Origin of the sequence: Streptomyces sp. NPDC100445, assembly GCF_044759735.1 — a bacterium.
Lineage (GTDB): Bacteria > Actinomycetota > Actinomycetes > Streptomycetales > Streptomycetaceae > Streptomyces.
Genome location: NZ_JBIVZV010000003.1, coordinates 124,651 through 150,378 on the forward strand (window position 1 = coordinate 124,651; position 25,728 = coordinate 150,378).

Annotated in this window: 19 protein-coding genes; 13 read left to right on the plus strand and 6 right to left on the minus strand. The window is 70.5% G+C overall.

Translation table 11 applies throughout. From position 1 onward, the window contains the following. Positions 1-52: 52 nt before the first annotated feature. The gene (locus ACIQVT_RS09550) at positions 53-1,162 is read left to right on the plus strand and encodes a hypothetical protein (protein WP_403750036.1); all 1,110 of its coding nucleotides are present in this window, start codon (positions 53-55) and stop codon (positions 1,160-1,162) included. On the opposite strand, the gene ACIQVT_RS09555 is transcribed toward ACIQVT_RS09550, so the two are convergent. Next, positions 1,120-1,629, minus strand: a complete 510-nt coding sequence (locus tag ACIQVT_RS09555; protein WP_403750038.1) for an ATP-binding protein — start codon at positions 1,627-1,629, stop codon at positions 1,120-1,122. The two genes, ACIQVT_RS09550 and ACIQVT_RS09555, sit on opposite strands and share 43 nt — an antisense overlap. 152 nt (positions 1,630-1,781) lie before the next feature. Between ACIQVT_RS09555 and ACIQVT_RS09560 the strand changes: the two genes are divergently transcribed. Together ACIQVT_RS09560 and ACIQVT_RS09565 are read left to right on the plus strand one after the other, a co-directional pair. Then, positions 1,782-2,612 (plus strand): helix-turn-helix domain-containing protein, encoded by an 831-nt coding sequence (locus tag ACIQVT_RS09560; protein ID WP_403750040.1) that lies wholly within the window; start codon positions 1,782-1,784, stop codon positions 2,610-2,612. Continuing rightward, the gene (locus tag ACIQVT_RS09565) at positions 2,609-2,800 is read left to right on the plus strand and encodes a DUF397 domain-containing protein (RefSeq protein WP_403750042.1); all 192 of its coding nucleotides are present in this window, start codon (positions 2,609-2,611) and stop codon (positions 2,798-2,800) included. The genes ACIQVT_RS09560 and ACIQVT_RS09565 overlap by 4 nt, the downstream gene beginning before the upstream one ends. A 65-nt stretch (positions 2,801-2,865) precedes the next feature. Here ACIQVT_RS09565 and pglX read toward each other — a convergent pair whose 3' ends face one another. Continuing rightward, on the minus strand, positions 2,866-6,609 hold the full coding sequence (pglX, locus tag ACIQVT_RS09570) for a BREX-2 system adenine-specific DNA-methyltransferase PglX (protein WP_403750044.1): 3,744 nt from the start codon (positions 6,607-6,609) through the stop codon (positions 2,866-2,868). Positions 6,610-6,764: 155 nt separating this feature from the next. On the opposite strand from pglX, the gene ACIQVT_RS09575 reads away from it, so the two are divergent. The 3 genes from ACIQVT_RS09575 (at position 6,765) to ACIQVT_RS09585 (ending at position 10,198) form a co-directional block, all read left to right on the plus strand. Continuing rightward, positions 6,765-7,304, plus strand: coding sequence for a hypothetical protein (locus ACIQVT_RS09575; protein ID WP_403750047.1), 540 nt, complete (start codon positions 6,765-6,767; stop codon positions 7,302-7,304). A gap of 69 nt (positions 7,305-7,373) precedes the next feature. After that, positions 7,374-8,726 carry a KGGVGR-motif variant AAA ATPase gene (locus ACIQVT_RS09580; protein WP_403750048.1) on the plus strand — a complete coding sequence of 451 codons (1,353 nt, stop codon included), beginning with the start codon at positions 7,374-7,376 and terminating at the stop codon, positions 8,724-8,726. Beyond that, on the plus strand, positions 8,723-10,198 hold the full coding sequence (locus tag ACIQVT_RS09585; protein ID WP_403750051.1) for a hypothetical protein: 1,476 nt from the start codon (positions 8,723-8,725) through the stop codon (positions 10,196-10,198). Before ACIQVT_RS09580 ends, ACIQVT_RS09585 begins: the two co-directional genes overlap by 4 nt. Positions 10,199-10,339: 141 nt before the next feature. Here the strand turns inward: ACIQVT_RS09585 and pglW are convergent, their stop codons facing one another. After that, on the minus strand, positions 10,340-14,725 hold the full coding sequence (gene pglW, locus ACIQVT_RS09590) for a BREX system serine/threonine kinase PglW (protein WP_403750053.1): 4,386 nt from the start codon (positions 14,723-14,725) through the stop codon (positions 10,340-10,342). Positions 14,726-15,478: 753 nt separating this feature from the next. Continuing rightward, positions 15,479-16,513, minus strand: a complete 1,035-nt coding sequence (locus ACIQVT_RS09595) for a Ku protein (RefSeq protein ID WP_403750056.1) — start codon at positions 16,511-16,513, stop codon at positions 15,479-15,481. A 53-nt stretch (positions 16,514-16,566) separates the two neighbouring features. Between ACIQVT_RS09595 and ligD the strand changes: the two genes are divergently transcribed. Next, positions 16,567-17,454, plus strand: coding sequence for a non-homologous end-joining DNA ligase (gene ligD / locus ACIQVT_RS09600; protein WP_403750058.1), 888 nt, complete (start codon positions 16,567-16,569; stop codon positions 17,452-17,454). A gap of 24 nt (positions 17,455-17,478) precedes the next feature. On the opposite strand, the gene ACIQVT_RS09605 is transcribed toward ligD, so the two are convergent. Beyond that, a complete protein-coding gene (locus tag ACIQVT_RS09605; RefSeq protein ID WP_403750060.1) occupies positions 17,479-18,282 on the minus strand; it encodes a nuclease-related domain-containing protein in 804 nt (267 codons plus the stop codon). A 102-nt stretch (positions 18,283-18,384) separates the two neighbouring features. Between ACIQVT_RS09605 and ACIQVT_RS09610 the strand changes: the two genes are divergently transcribed. The 6 genes from ACIQVT_RS09610 to ACIQVT_RS09635 all read left to right on the plus strand — a co-directional run bounded on the left by ACIQVT_RS09610 (position 18,385) and on the right by ACIQVT_RS09635 (position 24,835). Then, the gene (locus tag ACIQVT_RS09610) at positions 18,385-18,900 is read left to right on the plus strand and encodes a protein phosphatase (RefSeq protein WP_403750062.1); all 516 of its coding nucleotides are present in this window, start codon (positions 18,385-18,387) and stop codon (positions 18,898-18,900) included. Positions 18,901-19,243: 343 nt separating this feature from the next. Further along, positions 19,244-20,020: a hypothetical protein gene (locus ACIQVT_RS09615; RefSeq protein WP_403750065.1), complete on the plus strand. Its 777-nt coding sequence runs from the start codon at positions 19,244-19,246 to the stop codon at positions 20,018-20,020. Beyond that, positions 20,017-21,261 carry an ATP-binding protein gene (locus ACIQVT_RS09620; RefSeq protein WP_403750067.1) on the plus strand — a complete coding sequence of 415 codons (1,245 nt, stop codon included), beginning with the start codon at positions 20,017-20,019 and terminating at the stop codon, positions 21,259-21,261. The genes ACIQVT_RS09615 and ACIQVT_RS09620 overlap by 4 nt, the downstream gene beginning before the upstream one ends. A gap of 180 nt (positions 21,262-21,441) precedes the next feature. After that, positions 21,442-22,803 (plus strand): FtsW/RodA/SpoVE family cell cycle protein, encoded by a 1,362-nt coding sequence (locus tag ACIQVT_RS09625; RefSeq protein ID WP_403750069.1) that lies wholly within the window; start codon positions 21,442-21,444, stop codon positions 22,801-22,803. A 35-nt stretch (positions 22,804-22,838) separates the two neighbouring features. After that, a complete protein-coding gene (locus tag ACIQVT_RS09630; RefSeq protein ID WP_403750917.1) occupies positions 22,839-24,296 on the plus strand; it encodes a penicillin-binding transpeptidase domain-containing protein in 1,458 nt (485 codons plus the stop codon). 44 nt (positions 24,297-24,340) lie between these two features. After that, positions 24,341-24,835, plus strand: coding sequence for a DUF3291 domain-containing protein (locus tag ACIQVT_RS09635; RefSeq protein ID WP_403750071.1), 495 nt, complete (start codon positions 24,341-24,343; stop codon positions 24,833-24,835). Here ACIQVT_RS09635 and ACIQVT_RS09640 read toward each other — a convergent pair. Then, positions 24,819-25,637 (minus strand): hypothetical protein, encoded by an 819-nt coding sequence (locus ACIQVT_RS09640; protein WP_403750919.1) that lies wholly within the window; start codon positions 25,635-25,637, stop codon positions 24,819-24,821. The genes ACIQVT_RS09635 and ACIQVT_RS09640 overlap by 17 nt on opposite strands. Positions 25,638-25,728 lie beyond the last annotated feature (91 nt).

Sequence of the window (25,728 nt, forward strand, 5' to 3'; positions counted from 1 at the left end):
CTCGTGACCAGCGGGACATGCCGACGTGCTTGATGACCGCGAGGGGGACCCCATGGGGAGCACCGGGATCGAGGGCTTACTGCGCGACAGGTTACTGATCATGGTGAACGACAGGTCGGCGATCGGCCTGCTTCCATACATCGACGGCAACACCGGGGGTCTGCTTCTCACGGGTGCCGATGCCGCCGTGCGGTGCCGGAACATACGCAACAGCTACCCGGACACCGTCGTGGCCGTCGACTACGGCGGCCACGAACACCGGGTCGCGACCGCCGACCGCCCCTTCGGCTATCAGGCGTCCGACGGCTGGCACGCGCTGGACCACTCCGGCTTGGAGGAGGTCCTGAACGGCCAGCTGGCCAACAAGGCGGCGTTCGCGGTGACCCCGACCTGCTTCATACCGCCGCCGGACGAGGGCGGCGACGCGCGCGTGCTGCGTGCCGTGATCACCCAGGCCAACCTGCTGGAGCGGACGGACACGGTCGTTCTGCTGCCGTGCAGCTACCGCTGGCTGCGGGACGAGTCGCTGCTGCACCTGGTGGCGGCGGTACGGGCGAGTCGGCATCCCGTGGCGTTGATCATGCAGCACTACAAGGACCCGCTGGAGCGGGTGGGTGTGGCCGAGGGCCTACGCGTGTTGTGCCGGTCGTGCCCGCGCCTGCTGCTGTGGCGTACGGACCTGGCGGCATTCGACGCACTGGCGCACGGCGCGCTGGGCACGGCGGTAGGGGTCACGGCCATGCTCCGTCACGGCATGGACCCGCGCCGCAAGGGCCGAGGCTGGCGGCCGTATCCGGTGGTGCTCGTCCGCGAGCTGCTGAAGTACCACCGGGTGGAGGTGCTGCAGAACTGGTTCGCCCGCGTCGAACCGTGGACGTGCCGGTGCGCGGTGTGCGAGGGCGCCGAGTTGTCCCGCTTCAGCGAGAGCACCGCCGACGTACGCGAGTCGCAGTGGCACAACACGTGTGAGCTGTACGCGCTGCACGATGAGTTGATCTCGGCCGACGCGGGCCCGGACAGGCTGGAGTGGTGGCGGCAGATCGTCGACGACGCGGTTGCCCGGCATCACCTGCTGACCTCCGATCTCGGGGAGGAGGTCGCGCATCCTCCGGTGCTGCACTACTGGCAGCGGCCGAGCCCGCCGGCGGTTCCGATGCCGTGACGGATGCTCGGAGCGCTGTCGAGGAGGTCGATCTCGGCCCAGACGACTTTGCCGGGCCCTCGACGGTCGGCGACGCCCCAACGGGAGGAGAAGGCGTCGACGATGACGAGGCCCCAGCCGTGGTCTTGATCGGTGGTCGCGTCCGTGGCGTCGGTCGCGGGTGGCTGCGCGGTGAGAGAGCGGTCGCCTCGGGCGTCGGCGACCTCGATGCGGAGGGCGTCCGCACGGTGTTCAAGGCGGAGGGCGAAGTCGCGGCCGGGTACGCGGGCGTGGAGTACGGCGTTGGAGGCCAGCTCGGCGACGACGAGGGCGACGGTGTCGGAGAGGTCCGAGCCGAATGGGATGCCCCAGGCGTCGAGTTGGTGCGTGGCGAGGTGGCGGGCGAGGCGGGCGCCGCGACCGGTCGCGCTGAGCCGCTGGAAGAACACACTTACGGTGACGGCCGGTTGAGTCAGAGGTGCGGTCATGCGGCCAGCGTCGTGGGAGGGGGAGCACTTCAACAGGCACGGCGCTGGTACAGCCGTGGCTGGGTGGGTTCACTGAGTGGACAGGGTGAGTGACTCCCCGTAACCATGGGCGGGTTGATGTCCCGGTGGGGTACGTGGGAGGTGGGCCGGTCGTGTTGGACGGCGTCGCGAGCAGTGAACCGGAAGTGTCGGACGGCCTCAAGAGCTTCGGCGCGGTCCTGAAGGCGTTGCGGGAGGAAGCGGGGCTGACGCAGGAGGAGTTCGCGCCGCAGGTGCGGTACTCGGTCCATGCGGTGGCCAAGCTGGAGCAGGGGAAGCGGTTCCCGTCGGTGAGGTTCATCGAGCGGGCCGGGGTGGTTCTACAGGCGCCGAGGGTGCTCAAGGCGGCGGCACGGCATCTGACGCGGCGGCAGGGGTTGGCTTCGTGGTTTGTGCAGTGGGCGGGGATCGAGGAGGAGGCGATCTCGCTCTATGCGTATGAGTGCCGGGCGATTCCTGGGTTGTTGCAGCCGGAGGCTTACATCCGAGCGATCTTTGATCGAAGGCTGCCGCCGGTGACCGAGGAGCAAGTGGAACGTGAGACTGCGGCGCGACTTGAGCGACAGCAACTCCTGACGCAGAAGCCGAACGCGGCCTTCAGCTTCGTCATCGAACAGGCGTTGTTGGAACGGCGGGTGGGTGGAGCGAGCGTCACAAGGGCCCTCATCGACCACCTCCTGGAGGTCGGGAAGCTGCGCAACGTGGAGATCCAGCTCATGCCACTCCAGCAGGAGGACCACGCGGGCGTTGACGGCCAAATGTACCTGGCAGAGACTCCTGACAACCAGTGGATCGGCTACACCGAGGGTCAGCGTTCCAGCACCCTGATCACGGCATCGAAGGACGTCAGCGTCCTGCTCCAGCGCTATGGCAAGCTGCGTGCGCAGGCCCTCGACTGCAGGGCCACGGTGAGCCTGCTGGAACACATGCGAGGAGCGCTATGAGCACTACGGAACCGGCGTGGTTCAAGAGCAGCTACAGCGGTAGCGAGGGCGACAACTGCGTCGAAGTCGCTGACTGCCCTGAAGCCGTCCGCGTCCGGGACTCCAAGGACAAGGAGGGCGGCCAGCTGGCCCTCTCCCGCACCACGTGGTCGACCTTCATCGCGTATGCGGCAGAGGACCGGGTCTGACACTCGCCCAACGCCCGTGGGGCTGCCGGAGTACTGAACTCCGGCAGCCCATCGCCACGTTCCGCCTACTCGCCGTCGAGGGCGGGCTGCTCCGGGGCGCTGGCCTTCTTCGACGCGGCAGCCTTACGCCCCCGCGCCCGCTTCACCGGCCGCCAGGCCTTGAGATCCGCCGCGCTGAGCCGATGCTTGCCCATCTGCTCTTCAAGGAAGGCATCGCAGTCCTCCGCCGGCACGGACTCCCACTCGGGGTCGTACTCGCCGTGCCACTGCCGCACCCAGGGCATGACCTCGTGCAACCCGGCGATCAACGGCGTGAGCCGCTCAATGCCCCAACCGCTCTGCTCCGTACGGTCCTCGATGAGGTTGATGAGCGCCTGAGCTTGATCCTTGTGATCCCACCCGGCCCACCCAAGCAGCGTGGTCGGGTCAGCCTCGGGCCCGGCCTCCAGATAGGAGATGAACCGTTCCTTGGGTACGTCGAGCTTGCCGCGGTGGGACCAGTAGGAGGTCTTCGGGAAATCGGTGGGTGAGTACTTCGGCGGTACGGGCATATCGAGCCGCCGCCCAGTCCGGTCCTCCTCTCGCTGCTGCTCCCAGACGCCTTCCCACTGCTCGCGCTTACGCAGACCGGAGTCCTTGTACCTCATGGCCGCGAGATACGGCACGTGCTCATCGGCGATCACATCGGCAAGCACCTGCCCGAGCGGGAGGTCCGGCTTGTTGAGGTGGTCGGAGGCATACAGCGCGGCAACGGAGTTGAAGTCAGCGTCGGAACTCAGGGCATCGGCAAGTTGGTTGACGGTGAGCGTTCGAGGCTGGTTCACGCCGTCCCGCAGACTGAACCACAATGAGGGATCCTCACACCGACCCAGCAGCCAGGAGCGAAGGGCAGCCTTCTCCTTCTTCTCCCAAGGCTCGACGGACCAGCGCCGCTTACACTCGGGCCGCTCGATGAGCCTGATGTCCTTGCGCTGCTCGATGATGTCAATACGAGCCTGCACGATGTCTCGGTACCAGTCCGGCCAACGCCTCGGTACTTCGGCTGTAGGAGCCGATCCATGCCGCTCAAACCATTGCTCAACTGCCTCATCGGAGGCCGCTTGAGGAGCGATGACGATTTCAAACGCTCGCTCGCCCAAGTCCACTTCGGGAATCTCGTCAGCCGCAGGCGACTGAACCGTTGTGCGGGCCACCTCTCCGTCGCTCAGCAGCCCGTAGAGTCCGTAGACCTGCCAGTCGAGCTCTTCTTGGAGAGCAATCATGCGACGCCGGGTGCGGGCGTACTGAGCGTACGCCTCATCGAGGCGAGCACGCGTCGGCACGCCCGGCTCAAGCACACTGAACGGCTCACACTGCTCCAACTCTTGAGCAAGAGAGTCGAGGGCGTTTCCGAGACTCAGCGGCAAGCATTCCGGCAACGGGAATTGCTGAAGCTTCGTTCCAGTGAACTCGTAAAAGCTTTCCCAGGCATACCGCCCAGTGGACCGCTCACCACCCCTGTTTCCCTTATCCTGGCTTACCTGTTTCAACCAAAAACAAGCTGTGGACGAGTTCAGCACCCCCACCAACTCCAGGTGCTCATCCTCCCCCGCCGTCTCAGGCAACTTGATCACGGGCGCGGAGCGGTTGAATACATTCCCACCTCGCCCTAGGACGAAGTGGTTGTGCGTCGCCACGAACGCGAACGAGAGAAGGTAGGGAGCGTCAGTCCGCTCCCAGGAGAGCATGATGTGCTCGTGCCATGCCATCCCTCGCTCTTCCCTCGTCTTCCCGAAGGTCAAGCCGGAACGGAGCGTCCTGCGGTATGGCCAAAAGAGCGGCGTGCTCTGCAACGTAAGATCAGCTTCTCGTCCTTCATAGGGCCAGAGCACCGCGGCTCCACGGTGCCCCCAGTCGCGCAGGACATCACCGGTGACCAACGGGCGAGCCTGAACCGATGCCTGCTTCCACTGCGTCGGCACCGAGTCAGCAGCAAACACGTCGTCCTCGCCCAAGATGTCGTGGAAGCCCATCGACTCCGACCGCGAGGACAGCCGCCGAGCCGCTGCGGCCTCAACCCTCTCCAAAAGTGAACCCGCGCCGCCACCACTAACTGACCAAGGGTGCGTGGCGAAGCTGCTGGCAGCCGTGTCCTCGACAGACACCCACTGCGACTCGCTCCCAGGCCTACCCACCTGCTCAACAATCGCCCGCCAAACGGATGCCTCTGCCGCGACTTCGGGCTGAGATGGCTCCCCTCGAACGCCCAGCACCGCCCGCACGGTCCGCTCGGGACTCGGTACGCGATTACGCCCCACAAGGATCACAGTCGGTGTCCCGTGCCCAGGAATGAACGCTCCAGATGTGTCGATCACATGAGACAACTCGACCTTATCCCGGAATACCACCTCAATGAGCTTCTTGCCGAATTCACGCTTCATAAAGGAGTTCGCAGTGATCTGCCCGACAAAACCGCCACCGCCCGCTCTGCCGCCCGCTCCCTTCAGGGCCAGTTCGAAGAGCCTCTGCGCAAAAGGCGCCGACAGAGCGTACTTCCCGGCGCAGGAATCCCTGTACGCCGCCCGGTAATTCTCGTTCTCCTGCTTGTCCTTTACCGTGATATACGGCGGATTCCCCACAACAACGTGATAAGATCCCCGCCCCAACAAATCCACCTCCCCCGCAAACTCCCCCACATCCTCCGTAGAGTAAACAAAGGCACCCCCGCCCCCGGACTCACCCCCCTCCATCTCATCAAACAACGTCCCCAAATCCGTCTGAATACCCGCCGCATCCCGCCCATGCAGCAACGAGTCCCCCACCGCCACATTGATAGGAAACACCGGCGCAACCGCCAACCGCTCAGCCCCTGCGGCCCGCATAGCCGCAACCAGCAACCGGAACCGAGCGATACTGACCGCAAACGGATTCTTGTCGCACCCGTGGACGGACTCCAAAGCCCTTCGCACCACAGACCACTCATCGGCGCCTGGCTCCGCCTCCCGCCACTTCTCCACGAGCCGCTCAAAAAGGCCCAGCAGGAAGTGCCCCGACCCACACGCGGGGTCGATCGTCCGCAGCCCCCGCCGCTCGACACCTCCCGGCCCCTCCACCACAGGATCCAGCCCGAACTCCTCGATGGCCGGCTCCAGCGTCAAATCGAGGATGAACTCCTCGACGAACTCCGGCGTCTGCAACAGCGCGTACGTCTTGCGGGCATGGTCACTCAGGTCCTGGTACAGGTCACCGAGGAACCGCGTATCCCAGTCCAGATGCGAGAAGTCGTAAACGATCCGCCCGTCCGCGTCCCACCGCCGCCAGAACCGCAACAACTCCGTTGCGGCCTCATAGCTCGGCATCAATTCCCACAGCGGATTGTGCGCACGGTCGAAGAGACCGGCCACGGTCTCATGGGCCCCCGCAAGGTGCTCGAAGGCGGCGAGCAGCCAGTCCCGGTCGTTGTGGTCGGGATGCTGACGGAAGTGCGCCTCATGCCGCTCCTCCGCCTCGACCAACCGCTCCCCGGGCCCTGCGATGAACGGCGCCTCGATCAGCCCGTGATCCTCACAGAACCGTACGAAGACACAGGCCAGCACCCAAGCCACCGCAGCCTGAGTCACCCGCTCGTCCCGCCACGCCCCATACGTCGCCGCCGTACGCTGCGCCTCCCGGGCCCGCCGGTACTCGGACTCCAGCCGGACGCGGCACTCCTCCACAGACTCACTGCGCGCACGCAGATCGTCCTCAAGGATCACGACCTGCCGCCGCAGATCCTTCAGCAGCGCCGCCTGGTCCAGCCCCGCCCGCTCACCCTGGCCCGTGACCGTCACTCTTCGCATCCCTCTCGCAGCACCACATCACCCACCGCACATCGCCATACGGTTTCGCGTCCCAATCCTGCCAGCACCGTCGACCGAAACAGATCCCGCAGGAGTCATGGCAAAGTACTCTCATCTGCCGTGATCACGCCGCTAGGGTGATCACCGTGACGGCTCAGACACCTCCTCCGGTCCCGGCGGCCTCACCCGCGCCCGGACCCGCCCACCAACACTCGTTCTTAGAGGTGGGCCGCTGCCACTACGACGCGGCGACGCAACTCGCCAAGTCACCCCCGCTCTTCGGCTCCGCCGACCACCTGGCCGGCATTGCGGCGGAGTGCGTCATCAAGGCGATGCTCCTCGACTTCTTCGGTTCCAAACAGGACACCCCGCTCGGGATCCCGTACAGCCCGGCGATCAGGAACAAACCGGCGGCGCCGAGCAAGACCCAGATCGAGAAGGCGAGGAAGGCCTCCGAACACGGTCACCTCCCCCACGTCTGGGACCAACTCCTCCTGCTCGCCAACGGCCACCGAGGCGCCACCGTGCTTGCGCAGATTTCCCAGCAGAACCCCTTCCGGGAATCAGCCGACGAGTGGGACGTGGCCCACCGCTACCGTGACAGCAGCCAGATATCGGATCAGCGCGTGAAACGTCACCTCGCCGCAGCGCGTACCGTGATAGCCGCCTACCAACAGGCGAAGTAGCACAAAGCACAAACGCAGCCAAAGCCGAACCAAAGCCAGAGCCGAAGTGGAAAAGCAGGCGCCCGCCCCATGAACCCCACCCGATTCGACGCCGCGTGGCACGCCGCCCTGGGCCACGCCCGCCGGGCCGCCGAAACCGGCCGGGACACCGTACTCGTACGCGACCTGTTCGGGCGTGCGTCGCTCCTCATCGACGACGAGTCCGAGCCACTGCCCGCCGAGGAGCTGGAATCGCTCGCGGAGGCGTTCCGACGCGACACCCAGGCCTTCGCAGGCCCCCAACCCGTCCAGGCCGCGTCCACGATGTTCGCACCGGAGATGTTCTTCGCCTCCCCCGAACTCATCGTGCAGGACGAGGGCGAGCCAGGACGGCGGGGCCGCGTCGCCGTACTCGAACGGACCGTCGTGGGCGCCGACTGGGCCCGGGAAGCCGCACCAGGCGCCTCACCACAGCCCGAGGTGCGAGAGCGACGCGTCGCCCTGTACGGCTTCAAGGGCGGCGTCGGACGCTCCACCGCCACCGCCGTCCTCGCCCGGCACCTTGCCGACAAGGGCCACTGCGTCCTCGTCGTCGACCTCGACCTGGAGTCCCCGGGAGTCTCCACGCTCCTGCACGGCCTCGACGAACTGCCCGAGCACGGCATCGTCGATCATCTGGTCGAAGCCGGCGTCGGCAACGCGGACGAGCTGGACCTCGTCACCCAGAGCTCGTTCTTCACCCCCACCCAGGGCAACGGCGAGATCTGGCTGGCCCCCGCCGGAGGCCGCCCCCGCGACGACTACGACTACCTCGCGAAGCTGAACCGCATATACAGCGACCTTCCGGCCGCCGAGCCGGGCGGCGCGCCCAAGCCGTTCTGCGTGCGGCTGGAGGAGGCCATCGCCGCCTGCGAAGCCCAGGTGGCCGGGATCTCGCGGCAGCCGGATGTCGTCCTGCTCGACAGCCGCGCCGGCATTCACGACATCGCCGCCGTCACCCTCACCCAGCTCAGCGGGCTGTCCCTGCTCTTCGCCGTCGACAACCCGTCCACCTGGTACGGCTACGGCATGCTGCTCTCCCAGTGGAAGCAGCGCCAGGACCGGGCCGTCGAGCTACGCGAGCGCCTCCGTATCGTGGCCGCGATGTTCCGGTCCGCCGGGGACATACAGCGGCTGCACAAGCTCCGCGACAACGCCCAGAAGATGTTCGCCGACACGCTCTACGACGACGCGGAGGGCGCGGACCTGGACGCGTACCACCCGGCCCTGGAGGACGACCAGGCCCCGCACTCGCCCATTCCGATCCTCTTCAGCCACGACCTGATCGGCCTCGACCCGCTCCAGGACCGCGACTGGCCCGAACTGCCCTTCGTGGAGGCCGCGTACAAGAGGTTCCTCGACGAGGTCTACCAACTCGTCTTCCCGAGCGAGGAGCTGTCATGACGGACCGGGACCCACTGTCCACCGACGAGTACCGGACTCTGCTCTCCACCGCGCCCGGCAGCGCCTTCGACGCCGACACCGTGAGCCCCGACGTCACGCGGCTGTTCACGCCCTCGAGTCACCGGCGTGCGCTGGACCCCGACGTGACGGTGGTGCGCGGCGCGCGCGGTTCTGGCAAGACCGTGTGGACCAAGGTGCTCAGCGACGACAGGATGCGCGAGATCGCGGCGGCCTCGTACATGATGCCCCGGCTGCAGCGGATGACGGTCGCCACAGGCCACGCGAAGGGCGGCGAGCCGAACCTGCACCACCCCAGCAAGAACGTCATCAGCAAACTCCTGGAGGACGGCGTCAAGCCCCAGCACCTCTGGTCAGCCGTGGTCCTGACCGGACTCGGGGCCCCGGAGATCCTGCGCATCGAAGGCTGGGACAAGCGGGTCCGCTGGGTCTCCGGGCACATGGAGTCCTACGAACGCGCCCTGTGGACGATCGACCAGGAGGCCCGCAAGAGCGGCCGAACCCGCCTGCTGATCTTCGACGCCCTGGAGCACCTCCACAACGAGAGGCCGGTCGTCGACCAGCTGGTGTCCGGCCTCTTCGAGGTGGCGCTGGATCTCCGCATGAGCACCAGCGCGGTCCGGGCGAAGATCTTCGTCCGTCCGGACATGTACGAGAGCGCGCCCAAACACTTCCCCGACGCCTCCAAACTCGGCGCCAACGCCACCGACCTGACCTGGACCACGGAGAACCTGTACGGCCTCCTCTACCACCAGCTCGGCAACCACCCGAGCCCCGAGGCGGATAAGTTCCGTTCGTGGACCGGCAGTTGGCGCAGAGAGGGCGAAGGCAGGTGCATCGCCCCCGTCGACGTCATCGCCACCCCGAAGCGGCAGCACGAACTGTTCGTCACCATGGCCGGCCCGTACATGGGCGCGAGCCATCGCCGCGGCCACACGTACACCTGGCTTCCCAACCACCTGCAGGACGGCAAGGGCCAGGTGAGTCCGCGCACGCTCCTCCAGGCCGTCTCCACAGCGGCGACGATCAGCCGGGATCGGTACCCCGAACACGAATACGCCCTTCACTACGACGCCATCCGCGCGTCCGTGAGTACCGCCTCCCAGATCCGCGTGGACGAGATCAAGGAGGACATCCGCTGGGCGGCGGTCGCCGTCGAGCAACTGCGGGGCGGCCAGGTGCCGATGCAGCCGTCCGTGGTCCTCGCCTACTGGCGGGACGCCTCCCTCTCCGCGAAGCTGCGCGAGGTCCTGGCGAACGGCTCGCAGGGCAGCGGCCCGGAGGATGTCGACAACCACCGTGAGCTGATCGACGAGTTGGAGAGGCTCGGTGTGATGACACGGCGAGCGGCGGGCGCCACCGACCTGCGCGACTACGCGGTCGACATCCCCGACGTCTACCGCCTGGCTTTCGGTATCGGCCGCAAGGGGGGCGTCTCCCGGCGCGCACACTGACCACAGGCAGATCCCGGCGCGCGGCCTTGAAGGCGGCGGAGGGCGCCCCGAACGCCCTGAAGGGCTCCGGGGAACCGCGCGACCGGCAACGACGGCGCCGCAGACGACCGACGGCACATCGCGGTACTTCCAGCAGAGCGCTCAGGCCGCCGCAGTCACTGCCGTCAGGAAGTCGCCGTCGAGGTAAGCCCGTTCCCCGTCGCCGCCGATCACCTCGACCGTCCGCCCGTCCAGGTGCGGGACCTGCGTCCGCGTGTCCACGGGGCACAGCAGCCACAGCCCGTGCGGGTCTTCGGCCGGTCGGCGGGCCGCGGTCTGCAGCCGGATCAGGAGGTCGTGGCCGCCTTCGTCCCAATACCGGGCGAGCAGCCCCGCATCATGCAGGAAAAGGACCGTGCGAGGTGCCGCGGCCCGCTCCAGCAGGGCCGCCTCCAGACGTACCCAGACCGCACGTACGAACGAAGCCAGACCCCGCTTGATCTGCCCCGGCGCGGAGCCCGCGTCGGCGCGCAGGACCTTCTCCCAGTCCTGCCCCTTCTCCGCCGCCAGCGCCCGGAACTCGGCGAGGAACTCCCGCCCCAGGTCGACGCGTTCGACGGGGAACGCCGCGGCCACCGCCTCGGCGGCACCCGGCAGCCGGCTGCCCTTCACGGTCAGCGCGAGGAACCCACCGCGCTGCACGCGGGATGCGAGCCTGGCACGGGTGGCGGCATGCGGATCCCCGTCCACCTCCGCGACCGCCGGGATGCCGTGGCCGGGTGACACGTAGCTGGTGCCCGTCCCGGTGGACGTCCACTGGCCGACCGTCTCCAGGGCCGGCGGGAAGAACCGCTCCAGCTTGGTGTCGTACCGGAGCTCGAAGCGCGCCTCCCTGAGCGGGTCCTCCAGCTCGACGTACGTCGGCTCGCGCTCACCGGAGAGCGCATCGAGCACGGGGAAGCGCGCGCGCAGTCGCGCCAGCAGCTCGGCGACGGTGATGCCTCGGTCCCGTCGTACTCCCGCCCCTGCCTGCGAGATGCGCAGGGCGCGGTCCAGGCTGAGGTCACGGGGGTACAGCTCCAGGCGCGGAGTGACCTCGGTCCCCACGGCGACGGCGGCTGCGAGGTCGACCAGCCGGGTGTCCGCGAGCGGGGCGAAGCCCTCCGGGGCAGGTACCGCGCGCAGGTCCCGGACCACCGCGGCTCGTCCCGGCAGTGGCTCCTGACGCGCCAGTCGCTCCGCCACCGACCCCAACTCGGCTGCATAGTCAGCCAGTTCACGGGGGCTCGGGTCGTCGGTCCCGGGCAACGATTCCGCGGCGATCAGTACGGTGTCGCCTCGTCGGTGCACGGCCAGGCGCGGCTCGTGCTGTTCCACGCCCTCGCCGTCCCACAGCTCGGCCTCGGTGGCGGCCCGCACCACGGCCAGCGCCCTCGCGAGCGTACGCTCGGGAGCGTCGTCGCCCGCGCCGTGCCGGACGCGCAGCTCGGCGGCCGCCTCCTGCGCGGTCATGACCCGCCCGGCCGCCGAAACGATCTCGACCAGCTCTTCGCGCACCCGCCGCAGCCAGTCCGCCTCGGCCCACTGCTTGATCTCGATGCGGTGGTGACGCGAGACCGGCGGCTGCTTGATCTTGAGATGGTCGGCGATGCGGGCCTGGACCGGCCACGGACCCAACGGCGAAAGTCCGCCTTCCTCGGGCGGCAGACCGAGCGTGAGCCGGACCACCGGCGCACGGTGGGAACCCTTGCGACCGGGTTCGGGGGTGAGCCTGGCGGCCATGTCGTCTATCGACAGGAGCAGCGATCCGTCCGGCTCGGGGTCACCGTCCATGCGCGCGGCCGGTACCGCGGGACGGACATCGGCCCCGGTGGGCTGCCGCAAGGCGATCGCCCACTGCTTGCGGCGCCGGTTGAGTTCCTTGCGTACGAGCGCACCGGCGCCCCGCGCCTTCGAGATCGCGTACGGCTGGACGTTGAGCAGCTCTCCCACCTTGGTGGCGCCCAGCCCGTGCGCGACGGACACGGCCCGGGGCGACAGGCCTGCGGCGTCCAGCAGGGTCTCGGCGTCCGCGGCCTCGGCGGCGGCGTCACGGGCCTCCTCCGCGTCCTCGGCCTGGGCACCGACCGTGGCCGGGGTGGTGGCCGGTTTGGTCGCGTCGGCCGCCCGGAACACCTCGCGCCACTCGTCGTGCATCTGCCGCAGCGTGTCGAAGCGGTGCTCGGTGTCGCGGTGCAGCGCCCGCCGGAAGAAGGACGTCAGGCCGTCCCTGAGGGCCGGCTCGAACAGCTCGGAGGCGACGTACAGTTCGGCGGACTCGTTGGTGAGCGGGTCCAGCTGTCCGTCGCCCCACATGGGGCGCTCACCGCCGGCCATCTCGTGCAGGGTGACGGCTGCCGCGTACCGCTCGGCGTGGTCGTCGTAGTACGGCCGCCGCAGGGAGCCGAGGAAGGGGTCGAGGTAGCCGCGCGTGCCCGCCTTGATGTCACGCTCGGAGGCGTCGGCGAGGGAGAAGTCGAACAGCTTCAGACGCCAGATCCGGTCCTTGCTGTGGTGGATGCCGAAGTTGTCGGGCTTCAGGTCGCGGTGCAGGACACCGTTGGCGGCCAGCTGGTCGAGCGCCCTGAACAGATCGTCGCCGAAGCGCTCCAGCTCGTGGTAGGTCAGCTTGCCCTTGCCTCGCAGCCGGGCGCCCAGGGACTGCTCACCGGCGTACTCGAGCTGCAGGACGGTCCGCCCACCGATCTCGCGCAGCCCCTCACCCCGCAGCTGTACGACCGCGCCGCCGCCCACCTCTTTGAGGACGCCCGCCTCGGCACGCAGCCGTTCGGCCTTCTGCTCGTCCAGGGCGACCTTGAAGACCCGTTCGTCGATCTGTGTGTGGCCGTCCTCGTCCTCGACCGCGCGCTCCACGAGAAGGGCGCGGGCCGTGGCGCCGGTGCCGAGGACACGGCGTACGGACCATTCCGCGTCGAGCGACTGACCGGGCAGCGCCTCCAGCGGATCGACCCCTACGGCTGTGGGTGCCTCGGGCAGCACGCTGGCGCGCTCCGCCTTGTCCAGCAGATCGAGGAACTCCTCGGCAGAGCCGAGGCGTTCGGTCACGTCGGAGCGGGTGGCCTTGAAGACCAGGTCGTCGAGGGCGTCCGAGAAACCGTCGGCGACGGCGTACAGATGCAGCCCCGAATCGGTGCGCAGGCGCTCGCTCAGCGCGCTGCGCTGTGTGGCGGGAGGCTGACCGGTGAGGATCAGGTACGCGACAGCGCCGAGCCCGAACATGTCCAGGTCTGCCGGATCGGCGTACGGCTGGTCGGTCTCGGGGGCGAGATAGAGGCGGGCCGCGTCTTCGATCAGAGCGGCGTCGAGTGCCGACCCGCCGATGGAGCGGAAAAAGGTGGCGTTGCTGTCGAAGTCGCGGGCCGCGGTCTGCCAGTCGGTGATGCGCAACTCGGGGCGCGTCCCGTCGGACCGGAAGGAGACGTAGACGGAACTGGCCGCCAGGGCTCGGTGGTAGAGGGCACGGTTGTGCGCGTAGCGGACGGCTTCGGCGAGCTGTCGTACGAGGTCGAGGCGGATTTCGGGGGTGAGCTTGCCTCCGTAGGTGGCCAGGTACTGGTCGAGGCGCAGGTCCGTGTGCCGGTGACGGAAGAGGATCGCGGGTCCGCCCTGATGCTCGCGGATCTCGACGGCCTCGACGATGCCGCGGTGCGTGATGCCCTGCAGGACCTGGTACTCGCGGCGGGCCGCGCGGTCGGTCGACTTCTTCGCGGCCTCGGTAGCCATATGGCCGACCAGGTAGATGCGGACGCGGCCCTCGTCCTGGACGAGGCCGTCGTCGCGCGTGGCCAGGCGGTCCTCCCAGGACTGCCCGCGGTCCAGGGGGTGCGGCTGCAGCTTCCAGGCGTCGCCGAACCTGAGATGGGCCGTGGACTGCTGAACACCGATGGCCTTCAGCAGGCGCGGCAGAGTTTCCCGGGAGAAGTCCGGCGTGACGCGGCGGTCGGGTCGGTCCGGCGGCAGGCCCAGGAAGTCCTGCCAGATGCGCTTCAGGCCGGTGGGGCGGTCGTCACGACCGTAGACCTTGACCTTCTGGACGTCGTCGAGATGGCTTTCGAGGTCCGGAGCCGAGAGGAAGATCGCCGGTTCCACGCGCGGCACGGAACGCTCGGGGATGCCCAACTTGCGCGCCGCCCATAGGAGTCTGCTTTTGAGGTCCTTCGACTTGGCATCGTTGAAGTGGAGCGGGTTGTTGATCGTCCTGGTGCGGTCGGAGCCACGGAAGTTCCAGGTGGATCCGTTGTTTTCCAGCCGCCCCGGGTGGCTCTTGATCTCGACCAGGTACAAGCCCGCGGGCACCGCGATCAGCAGGTCGCACTCGTTGATACGGCCCGATTGCGCGGTGAAGGAGAACGTGGCCCAAGCGCGATAAGGCTCGGCGGGCGGCATCAGGCGACGTACATGGTCGAGAGCGTCCTGCTCCCAGGGGTACGGAGAAGGCCGGTCCTGGAACCACTGCTGTGCCGGACGGGGCGGTCCGGGCTTGGGCACCGGACGCGAGTCTCCTGCCGTCACCGTCCGACCTCCGCGTCTGCTTCCTGCCCTACTCAGAACGAAACTCCCTGGCTGACCTTACCGCGACCTACTGACAGCCCGGATCTGTGCTTCTCTCACGGCTGGGTCACGACGGGCCCACCCGGCGAATCCGTAATTGCCACAGCACCAGCTGAGCTACTTGACCCGGGCGTCAGCAGCAGAGCCGCCAGCCTCTCTCCGCGGAGCGATGGTCACGGATGTCGTGGACTATCTGTGGACGGGCCTTAGCCAACCGAGCGTACCCAGGGCATCTACCAGCGCTTTTCTCCGAGACTCAAGCGCCCTCCGGAGCCGTGTGTGTGACTGCTCAGGCGTATGCGCACTGGGGCCACTGAGGGCCAAAGGCCACAAATGAGGCGGTCCCAGGAGTCTGAGGTTTCGGTCGGGGAGTCAGTGGTCAGCGTGAGCGTGCATGTCCGGTCGACTGCGTACAACTGACGGCGCAAAAGCCCATCGTAGGCATCGGAACTCTGGCCACCACCACAGGCGGCCCCTGGGGACTCGGTGATAGTGGGGGGCCAGTTCCAGCGTGGTCCGCTGTCAGTCCGTACGTCCCCACAAGGGAACTGCACGTCCCCCCTACCACCTCTGTGCCACCGGGCAGGCGAGCCCTCGGCTTCGACCCGGGGTCGGCTTCGAGGGGGCGTGGGCCGCGTCGATCTTCGGGTCGAGGTGTCGACCCCGCGTCGCGGCCTCCGCCGCGTTCCCTCAGGCCGATCGCTTCCGGGCTGCTGGCTTCTTCTGGGGTGCCTTCTTCGTCGTCTGTGTTGTCTTCTTCTGGGTGTTCTTCTCCGTCGGGGTCGGCTTCTTCGGCGTGGTCTTCGTGGGGGGTGTTCGCTTCTTCGGCGTGGTCTCCGGCGGCTTGGGCGTCGACTTGCGGGGGGTCTTCGGCGTCTTCGCGGTCGTGGGCTGTTCGGGGGCCGTGCGGCCGTGCAGGGGGCTGACCTCCGCCTCGCCGGTGGGGGTTCCGCGGGACTCGCGGGCCGCTCGCACGCTGTTCTCCAGCGCCGCCATCAGGTCCAGCACCTTGCCGCCGGTGTCGGGGGTCGGGGTCTCGGGCGGGGACTCGCCGGCGGCCTTGGCGGCGATGACCTCCTCCAGCGCCTCCCGGTACTCGTCGTGCAGGTCCTCCAGGTCGACCTCGCCGAGGGTGTCCATGAGGGCGTCCGCCAGGTCGAGTTCCTTGTCGCGGATGGTGACGTCGGTGTCGGGGGCGATGCCCTCGGGAGCGCGTACCTCGTCGGGCCACAGCAGGCCGTGCATGGCGATGGCCTCCCCCACGACCCGCAGCATGCCCAGGCGTTCGCGGCCGCGCAGCGCGTACTTGGCGACGGCGACCTTGTCGCTGCGCTTCAGGGCCTCGCGCAGGAGGGTGTACGGCTTGGCGGCGGGCGCGCCTCCGGAGGCGAGGTAGTACGCCGAACCCATCTGGAGGGGGTCGATCCGGTCGGCCGGTACGAAGGCCACGATCTCGATGGTGCGGGCGGTCGGCATGGGCAGGTGGGAGAGGTCCTCGTCGGTGATCGGGATGATCGAGCCGTCGGCGTCCTCGTACGCCTTGCCGATCTCGGCCTGACTGACCTCGCGGTCCTCCAGTTCGCAGACCTTGCGGTAGCGGATGCGACCGCTGTCCTCGGTGTGGATCTGGCGGAAGGAGATGGCGTGGTTCTCCGTGGCGTTCACCAGTTTGACCGGGATGGTGACGAGGCCGAAGGAGATGGCGCCGTTCCAGATCGATCGCACGTGCCGCACCCTGCCTTTCCGGCTTTTTCCGATTCGTCTGGGATTGTCATCCTATGACGCCTATCACAGAGGTGGAGGGGCGCCGGGTGGTGCTCAGCAACCTGGAGAAGGTGCTGTATCCGGAGACCGGCTTCACCAAAGCGGAGCTGCTGCACTACTACGCGACCACCGCCGGGGCCCTGCTGCCGCACCTGCGTGACCGGGCGGTCTCCTTCCTGCGCTATCCGGACGGCCCGGGCGGGCAGCTGTTCTTCGCCAAGAACGTGCCGCCGGGTACGCCCGAGTGGGTCACGACGGCGAAGGTGCCGCGCTCGTCGGCGGACAGCCCGGCCCGGATGGTGGTGGTGCAGGACCTGCCCAGTCTGGTCTGGGCGGCGAACCTGGTCACCGAGTTCCACACCCACCAGTGGCTGGTGCGGACGCCCGACGAGGCCGACCGGCTGGTGTTCGACCTCGACCCGGGCGCCCCCGCGCACGTCGTGCACTGCTGCGAGGTCGCCCTGTGGCTGCGTGAGCGGCTCGCCGCCGACGGCATCGAGGCGTACCCGAAGACGGCCGGGTCGAAGGGACTGCACCTGCTGGCGGCGGTGCGCGGGGCTTCCTCCGAGCGGACCTCGGAGTACGCGAAGGCGCTGGCGGTGGAGGCGGAGCGGGCGATGCCCCGGCTGGTGGTGCACCGGATGAACAAGAGCCTGCGGCCGGGGAAGGTGTTCGTGGACTGGAGCCAGAACGCGGCCCGCAAGACCACGGCCACCCCCTACACCGTGCGGGCCCGCCGGGCCCCGCTGGTGTCCGCGCCGGTGACCTGGGAGGAGGTCGCCGACTGCCGCAGCCCGGCGCAGCTGGAGTTCCGGGCCGGGGACATCGCCGCGCGGCTTCAGGACCTCGGTGACCTCATGGCGCCGCTGACCGACCCGGCCACGGCCGCCTCCCTGCCCTGACCCGCGTCTGCGCCCACGCCCGTGTCAGACCCTCGCCCAGGTGCCGCGGTCCCGTGCCATTCCGTGCAGGGCCTCCACGTCCGCCGGCTTCAGCACGCCGCCCGCCCGGGCCAGGTCCGCCAGCTCGGTGTCCCGCAGGATCCGCACCCGACGTGGCTCGGCCGTCACGGTCACCTCGGCCGGGGCGGTGAGCACCAGTACCGGGCGGACCTCCGCGGTCAGGGCGTACGAGGCGCGGTCGGCCTCGGCGCGCAGGCGGCGCAGCAGCGGTTCGGCCGTGCGGCGGCCCAGGCCGATCATGGGGTCGGCGACCAGGACGCGGGTCCGGCGGGCGTACAGGGCGTGGACGGCGAACAGGCCGCCGGGGCCGATCACCAAGTGGTGGATGCGGTCCCCGCCGGGCAGCGGGACCGAGTGCAGGGTGTGCCAGCCGGCGCCCTCCAGGCCGTCCAGCGTCTCGCCGGTGAGCTGCTCGGCGGCCAGGGCGTGCCGTCGGGGGTCGGGGCGCAGCCGGTGCGCGGGGCCGGGATCGCGGTCGAGGGCGACGAGCAGGGCCTCGCCGGGGCGGTTGGGGGCCAGGTCGTCGTCCGGGTGCAGGGTCAGCCGGGCGAGTTCCGCCGGGGTCGGCACCGGGGGCGGCCCCACGGTGACCGGGCCGGTGAGGAAGGGGCGCAGGGCGTCCAGTACGGCGTCCCCCCTGTCCTCGTCCAACAGGTTGACCCGGCTGGTCTCGCGGTCGTACCAGGCCACGCTCGTTCCGTCCGCGCGACAGACGTACAGCCGTTCCCTGCCGTGCCGGCCGGCCGGCACCACGCGCAGTCCGCTCATGTGCCATCACCCCTCGACCATGGGAACAGGCGGGGTGCTCCGGGGGCAAGAGCGGTTACCGTGGAGGACGGCCCCCCGCGCGGGGGAGTTGGGGAGGCGCCGGTGCGGACCCGCGGAGAGCAGCCCGACGTACCGGCTCCGGAGAGCCCGTGGAACGAGATCGTGCCCGGCCTGTGGATGGGCGGCCACGAGTTCCGGAGCCGTTCCGGACGCCTGGAGTCCGCCGTGGTGGGCGACGAGTTCGACGTGGTGCAGACGCTGCTGCGGCTGCCGGGGTACGGGCCCGATCCGGGCGTGGAGCACCACGTGTGGCCGATACCGGACGGGCCGCTGGACGGCACGCAGCTCGCCGGGGTGATCCGGCTGGCGCGTGCGGTGGACGAGGCGCTGGACGCCGGCCGCCGGGTGCTCGTGCGCTGCTGCCACGGGTACAACCGGTCGGGGCTGGTCGTCGGGCACGCCCTGGTGCGGCGGGGTGAGCGGGCCGACGAGGCGATCCGGCTGATCCGGGCCCGGCGCTCGGCGTGGGCGCTGCACAACGAGCTGTTCGTCGCCTACCTGCGGGCGGGGCTGGCGACCGTGCGGCTGCTGGAGGAACTGGCGGAGCTGACCGAGTAGCGCTCGCCGCCCGCTGCCGGGGGTCCATGGCGGTACCGGCCCGGCAGGTCGCGCGGGGCCGCTCGCCCGGTCGTACCGCCAGTCCCCGTTTCCGACGCCGCCTCCCCGGTCGTACCGGCCCCCTGGGGAAGCCCCGTCCCCGACGCCGCCTCCCCGGTCGTGCCGGCCCCCCTCGGGAAGCCCCGTCCCCGACACCGCTCTCCCGCCGTGCCGCCCCGCCGACGCGGGCCGCCCCCGGCGGTCCTGGTGTGCGCGTGGCGGGTGGTCGGCGCAGGCTGGGCGGGTGTCCCCGCGCACCCACGAATTAAGGTGGCGGGGATCGGACCCGACGCCCAGGAGCACCGTGCCAGCCCGACGCCCCGCGCGCACCGCCCTCGCCGTGACCGCCGTCGTCCTGCTGTCGGCGACGGCGGCGGCCTGCGGGGACACCGGCGGGTTGCGCGGCGCCGGCTCGACCCCGGCCGCCAACAGTCCCGTGAAGCTCTGGCCCGGGCTGCGGCCGGCGTCCAGCCCCGCCTACCCGTACGACGTGGCGACCAGGGAGGCGGTGAAGGGCGTGGCCGTGCCCGGGAACGACATCCGGAAGGTGGATCCGGTGGACGTCGTCGAGGCGGAGCTGAAGGCACACCCGGGCGACTACGGGCCCAAGGGCGCCTACCACGCCACCGTGGGCCGGATGAGGGAGTGCCGGCCGGGCGGTGACCGGGCCCGCTGCCCGTTGCTGACGCCGTACTACCGGGACCTCACCGGGGACGGCCGGCCGGACCTGACGCTCGGGTTCCGGCTGTATCCGACGAACCAGACCGGGGTGCGGGTCTACACCGTCGAGAAGCACGGGCTGGTGCAGGTGCTGTCCGACAACGACGCGATCACCGGGGTGGAGCTGGCCGGCCGGGCGCTGATCGAGCGTTCGCCGGCGGACATCTCGGGCTACGAGTACCGCACCACCTGGGTGTGGGACCCGGGCCAGCGCGCGATGGTGTTCTCCCGCGACGAGTACCTGCACGTCGGGGACGGGCGGCACGGCAGGACGCCGTCCGCGTCGGCGTCCTCCTCCGTGTCGCCGTCCGCGTCCGTCTCGCCGTCGGCACCGGCGGCCCCGTCCGCGAGCGGGCGATGAGGCTCGCGCTGCCCCAGTGGGCCGGGACGCTCGCCGCCAAGGCCGCCGCGTTCATCACGGTGATGTGCTGTGCGCTGGCCGCGCTGCTCGGTGTGCTGGTCCACGTCTCGGTGACCGACCAGACCGTCGGGCAGGCCCGTGACCTGGCGCTGTCCCGGCTGACCGACGCGACCCGGGCGTACGAGGCCGGGGACACCCTGCTGCCGGGCGCCGCGGTGGAACCGGCGGGGCTGCCCGCGCCGCTGCGGAGGCTGGCGGTGTCCGGGAAGCGCGGCACGATGGTCGCCACGTACCGGGGGCGCCCGACGATGTGGGCGGCGGGGCCGGTGGCGGGGCGGCGGGCGCTCGGCGTGGAGGTCGACTACTCGCAGCAGCACCGCACCATCGCCGGCCTGGACCAGTCGATCCTGTGGTCGTCGGGGCTCGCGATCGGGGCGACGGTGCTGGTCGGCGCGTTCGCGGTGACCCGGGTGACCAGGCGGTTGCACGGCACCGCGCGGGTGGCCCGGCGGATCAGCGCGGGTGACCTGGACGCCCGGGTGGAGGACCCGCGGACGAAGGATCCGACCCGGCCGCAGGACGAGGTGGCGGCGGTGGCGGCGGCGCTGGACTCGATGGCCTCCTCGTTGCAGGGCAAGCTGCTGTCCGAGCAGCGGTTCACCGCGGACGTCGCGCACGAGCTGCGCACCCCGCTCACCGGGTTGCACGCGGCGGCGGAGCTGCTGCCGCCGGGCCGGCCGACGGAGCTGGTGCGGGACCGGGTGGCGGCGCTGCGCACGCTCACCGAGGACCTGCTGGAGATCTCCCGGCTGGACACCGGGCGGGAGCGGCTGGAGGCCGACACCGAGGAGCTGGGCGCCCTGGCCGGGCGGGTGGTGCGGGCGTCGGGCACGCCGACGGAGGTCCGGTTGGTGCGGGACGCACGGGTGGAGACCGACCGGCGGCGGCTGGAGCGGGTGCTGGGGAACCTGGTGGCCAACGCGCACCGGCACGGGCGTCCGCCGGTGGTGCTCACGGTGGACGGGCCGGTGGTGACGGTGCGGGACCACGGCGGCGGGTTCCCGGAGTACCTGGTGGCGCACGGCCCGCAGCGGTTCCGCACGGAGGGCGGGGCCAAGGGCCACGGGCTCGGGCTGACCATCGCGTCGGGGCAGGCGGAGGTGCTGGGCGCCCGGCTGTCCTTCGCCAACGCGGCGGACGGCGGTGCGATCGCCACGCTGACCCTGCCGGGCGGGGAGTGACGCCCGGGAGGCGGAGCGCGGGGTGACCGGCGGGGACGGGGCGCGGGGTGACCGGTGGGGGCGCGCGCGGCGTCCCGTTCCCGGGCGTGCGCCTCCGGAACGCCGGTCCCACGCCACGCTGGTGCTGACGCGGCCGTCCAAGAGCGCCCACGAGTCGCCGCGTTTCGGTAGGTTCCGGACATGACGAAGGCCGGAACCACCGTGGAGTCGGTCCCCGCTCCCGTGCGCGCCCCCCGGCTCCCCCGGCGCCGGGGTGTCGAGCTCGCCCTGATCGTGCTGGCCGTCCTGCTGTCCGTGTACGGCTACTGCGCGGTGGGGCTGGCGCGCACCGGGTCCGTGCCGCCCGGTGCCGTCGGTTACGGTGCCGGCCTCGGGGTGCTCGCCCTGTTCGCGCACATCGCGGTGCGTGTCCGGGCGCCGTACGCCGATCCGCTGCCGCTGCCCATCGGGGTGCTGCTCAACGGGCTGGGGCTGGTGCTGATCTACCGGCTGGACCTGGAGACGCCCGGCGACCGGGCGGCCCCCACCCAGCTGGTGTGGTCCACGTTCGGGATCGGGCTGTTCATCGCTGTCGTCCTGGTGCTGCGCGACCACCGGGTGCTCCAGCGGTACGCGTACGTGTGCGTGGTGGCCGCCCTGGTCCTGCTGGCGCTGCCCATCCTGTTCCCGGCGGTCAACGGCGCCCGGATCTGGATCCGGCTCGCCGGGTTCTCCATCCAGCCGGGCGAGTTCGCCAAGGTGCTGCTCGCGGTGTTCTTCGCCGCCTACCTCGCGGCCAACCGCAGCGCGCTCGCGTTCTCCGGCCGCCGGCTGTGGCGGATGCAGTTCCCGACCGGGCGGGTGCTGGGGCCGATCGTGACGATCTGGGTGGTGAGCGTGGGGGTGCTGGTGCTGGAGCGGGACCTGGGGACCTCGCTGCTGTTCTTCGGGCTGTTCGTGGTCCTGCTGTACGTGGCCACCGGTCGGACCGGCTGGATCGCGGTCGGGCTGCTGCTGGCCGTGGTCGGCGCCGTCGCCGTGGGCCGGCTGGAGCCGCACGTCAACGGGCGGATCGAGGACTGGCTGCACCCGTTCGCCACGATCCAGGCCGGGCAGGGGCCCAACCAGCTCGCCCAGTCCCTGTTCGCGTTCGCCGCCGGCGGGGTCCTCGGCACCGGGCTCGGGCTCGGGCACTCCATCCTGATCGGGTTCGCCACCAAGTCGGACTTCATCCTGGCGACCGCCGGGGAGGAGCTGGGCCTCGCGGGTCTCGCGGCGATCGTGCTGCTGTACGCCCTGCTGGTGGAGCGCGGCTACCGGGCGGGGCTGGCGCTGCGCGAGCCCTTCGGCCGGCTCCTCGCGGTGGGGCTGGCCTCGATCGTGGCGCTCCAGGTGTTCGTGATCGCGGGCGGGGTCACCGGGCTGATCCCGCTGACCGGGATGGCGATGCCGTTCCTCGCCCAGGGCGGCTCCTCGGTGGTCACCAACTGGGCGATCGTGGCGCTGCTGATCCGGGTGAGCGACTCGGCGCGCAGCCAGTTCGACGGCCGGGAGGCTCCGTGACCGAGTACGGGGGGCTGCCCGAGCACGGGCGCCCGATGGCGAAGTACATCCGGCACGCCTGCGCGTTCTGCGCCCTGCTGCTGGCGGCGCTGCTGGGCAACGCGGCCCGCGTGCAGGTCGTGCAGTCCGGTCAGTACACCGACAGCCCGGCCAACCGCCGCGCCACGATCGCCCGTTACCAGCAGCCACGCGGGAACATCCTGGTGGACGGCGGGCCGGTCACCTCCTCGGTGGACACCGGCGAGCAGCTCCGCTTCGAACGCGGTTACACGGACGGGCCGTTGTACGCGCCGGTCACCGGGTTCGCGTCGCAGAAGTACGGCACCACGTTCCTGGAGCACGCCGAGGACGGGGTGCTCTCCGGCACCGATCCGCTGGTGTCGCCGCTGCCGCTGTGGAAGGAGGTGACGCGCGCGCCGAACCGGGGCGGGGACGTCGTCACGACGCTGGACCGCCGGGCGCAGGAGGCCGCGTACCGGGGGCTGGCCGGCCGCAAGGGCGCGGTGGCCGCGCTGGACCCGGCCACCGGGCGGATCCTGGCGCTGGTGACCAGCCCGTCGTACGACCCGGCCGAACTGTCCGGCAACAACGAGGCGGTGACGTCGGCGTGGTCCCGGCTCAACAGCGACCCGGAGAAGCCGATGCTCAACCGGGCGGTACGGCAGACGTATCCGCCGGGGTCGACGTTCAAGGTGGTCACCGCGGCGGCGGCGCTGGACGCGGGCGTCGTCACCGACCTGGACGCGCCCACCGACTCCCCCGATCCTTACCGGCTGCCCGGCACCACGACCCGGCTGACCAACGAGGGCGACGGCTGCGTGGACACATCGGTGCGGGAGGCCTTCGAGTGGTCCTGCAACACGGTGTTCGCCAAGCTGGGTGTGGACGTGGGCGTGCGGGACATGGCGGCCACGGCGCAGGCGTTCGGGTTCAACGACCCCGATCTGCGCATCCCGTTCTCGGTGGCGCCCAGCACCTTCGACGGCCGGGTGGACCGGGCGCAGCTGGCGCTGTCCTCGATCGGGCAGTACAACACGCGGGCCACGCCGCTCCAGATGGCGATGGTCGCGGCGGCGGTCGCCGACGACGGTGTGCTGCGTCCGCCGTACCTGGTGGAGCGCACCACCCGGCACGGCGGCCAGACCGTCGGCGGCAGCGCGGCCCGTCCGGGACGGCAGGTGATGCGGCCGTCGACGGCGGCCCGGCTCAGGGAGCTGATGACCGGCGTGGTGGAGGAGGGCACCGGCACCCGGGCGGCGCTGCCCGGCGCGATCGTCGGCGGGAAGACGGGCACCGCGCAGCACGGGGTGGGCAACGCGGGCGTGCCGTACGCCTGGTTCGTCTCCTGGGCGCAGGCCGACGACGCGCCGGAGCCGCGGGTGGCGGTCGCGGTGGTGGTGGAGGACGCCTCGGCGGACCGGGGCGAGATCAGCGGGGGCGGGGACGCGGCGCCGATCGCCAAGGAGGTGATGCGGGCGGTTCTCGCGGGCTGAGACGGGGGGTGCCGGTGGTCCGGGAGCCGACCTACCGTGCGCGCATGACGGAAACCGTGATCGCCCACGAGCTCGCCCAGGTCAACATCGCCCGCCTCAAGTACACGCTGGACTCGCCCGAGTTGAAGGACTTCGTCGACGCGCTCGACCCCGTCAACGCGGTGGCCGACGCGGCGGAGGGGTTCGTGTGGCGGCTCCGGGGCGAGGGCGGGAACGCGACGGCCGTCCCCGTCCTCGGCGACGCGTGGCTGATCGTCAACATGTCGGTGTGGCGGGACACGGACGCGCTCACGGCGTTCATGTACCGGGGGACGCACCGGGAGTTGCTCGCCCGCCGGCGGGAGTGGTTCGAGCGGCCGGCGGAGGCGATGACCGCCCTGTGGTGGGTGCCGGCCGGGCACCGTCCGGCGGTCGCCGAGGCGGAGGACCGGTTGCTGCACCTGCGGGCGCACGGCCCGACGCCGTACGCCTTCACCCTGCGGGCGACCTTCCCGCCGCGGGCGGCCGGGGAGGCGATGGCCGTCAGCCGACCGGCTTGAGCATCTCGCCGCGGATGTCGAGGGCGTCGCGTGCGGCGGCGTCGAGGTCGATGCCGGCGGGGTCCGTCCGCTCGCGGCCCACCGCGCCGATCATGGCGGCCGTGTTGCCGTCCGCCCAGGCGCAGACCGGGTAGGTGAGCGTCACCGTGCCGCTCTTCTGGACCAGCACCTCGCAGCTGACGGGCGTGTCCGCGCCGGGCGGGGCGACGTCCCTGGCGGGTTTCCCGAGCGTGACGCCGTCGGCCTCGGCGGCGCCCTTGAGCATCCGGCGCCGGACCGACGCCTGGTTCTTGAACCGGCCGTACATGCCGGAGACCGCGAGCGAGCCCCGGGTGGCGTCGCCGTCCAGGCTGTAGCGGGCGGTGACGGCGTGGATGTCCTTGGCGTCCCAGGCGCCGTCGGCCTCGCGCTCGACCTTCTTGCCCTCGGTGGCGGAGTAGTCCTCGGCGAAGACGTACCTGCCGTGCAGCAGTGTGTGCGGCAGCGTCAGCTTGTGCCTGGCCTCGGGGAAGCCGCTCTCGGCGACCGTTCCGAGCAGGACGAGACCCACGACGGCCAGTGTGACGACACCGCCCACGATCCCGAGCACCAGGCCCACCCGGCGCTTCCTCGGGGGTGGGACCACGGGCGGCATGCCGCCCCAGCCGGGGTAGGGCTGCGGCGGGTACGGCTGCTGCGGGTAGGGCTGCTGCGGCGGGTACGGCTGCTGGGCGTAGGGCTGTTGCTGGGGGTACGGCGAGCCGTACGGGCCCGGGGCGGCGGGGGGCCGGCCGCCGTACGGGTATTGCGGTTGCGGAGGCATGGACACGCCAGCACGCTACTGCATCCGGGTGAGCGCACCGGCGCCGCGTCCGCGCCCGCCGGGAGCACGCCGCCGCCCGCGCGCGCCGGTT

What these genes read in the sequence shown, in the direction of transcription:
- ACIQVT_RS09555 (WP_403750038.1), bottom strand. Translation starts at nt 1,629, where the DNA reads ATGACCGCACCTCTGACTCAACCGGCCGTCACCGTAAGTGTGTTCTTC.
- ACIQVT_RS09605 (WP_403750060.1), bottom strand. Translation starts at nt 18,282, where the DNA reads ATGAGCGGACTGCGCGTGGTGCCGGCCGGCCGGCACGGCAGGGAACGG.
- ACIQVT_RS09580 (WP_403750048.1), top strand. Translation starts at nt 7,374, where the DNA reads ATGAACCCCACCCGATTCGACGCCGCGTGGCACGCCGCCCTGGGCCAC.
- ACIQVT_RS09630 (WP_403750917.1), top strand. Translation starts at nt 22,839, where the DNA reads ATGGCGAAGTACATCCGGCACGCCTGCGCGTTCTGCGCCCTGCTGCTG.
- ACIQVT_RS09620 (WP_403750067.1), top strand. Translation starts at nt 20,017, where the DNA reads ATGAGGCTCGCGCTGCCCCAGTGGGCCGGGACGCTCGCCGCCAAGGCC.
- ACIQVT_RS09635 (WP_403750071.1), top strand. Translation starts at nt 24,341, where the DNA reads ATGACGGAAACCGTGATCGCCCACGAGCTCGCCCAGGTCAACATCGCC.
- ACIQVT_RS09625 (WP_403750069.1), top strand. Translation starts at nt 21,442, where the DNA reads ATGACGAAGGCCGGAACCACCGTGGAGTCGGTCCCCGCTCCCGTGCGC.
- ACIQVT_RS09550 (WP_403750036.1), top strand. Translation starts at nt 53, where the DNA reads ATGGGGAGCACCGGGATCGAGGGCTTACTGCGCGACAGGTTACTGATC.
- ACIQVT_RS09585 (WP_403750051.1), top strand. Translation starts at nt 8,723, where the DNA reads ATGACGGACCGGGACCCACTGTCCACCGACGAGTACCGGACTCTGCTC.
- ACIQVT_RS09565 (WP_403750042.1), top strand. Translation starts at nt 2,609, where the DNA reads ATGAGCACTACGGAACCGGCGTGGTTCAAGAGCAGCTACAGCGGTAGC.
- ligD (WP_403750058.1), top strand. Translation starts at nt 16,567, where the DNA reads ATGACGCCTATCACAGAGGTGGAGGGGCGCCGGGTGGTGCTCAGCAAC.
- ACIQVT_RS09640 (WP_403750919.1), bottom strand. Translation starts at nt 25,637, where the DNA reads ATGCCTCCGCAACCGCAATACCCGTACGGCGGCCGGCCCCCCGCCGCC.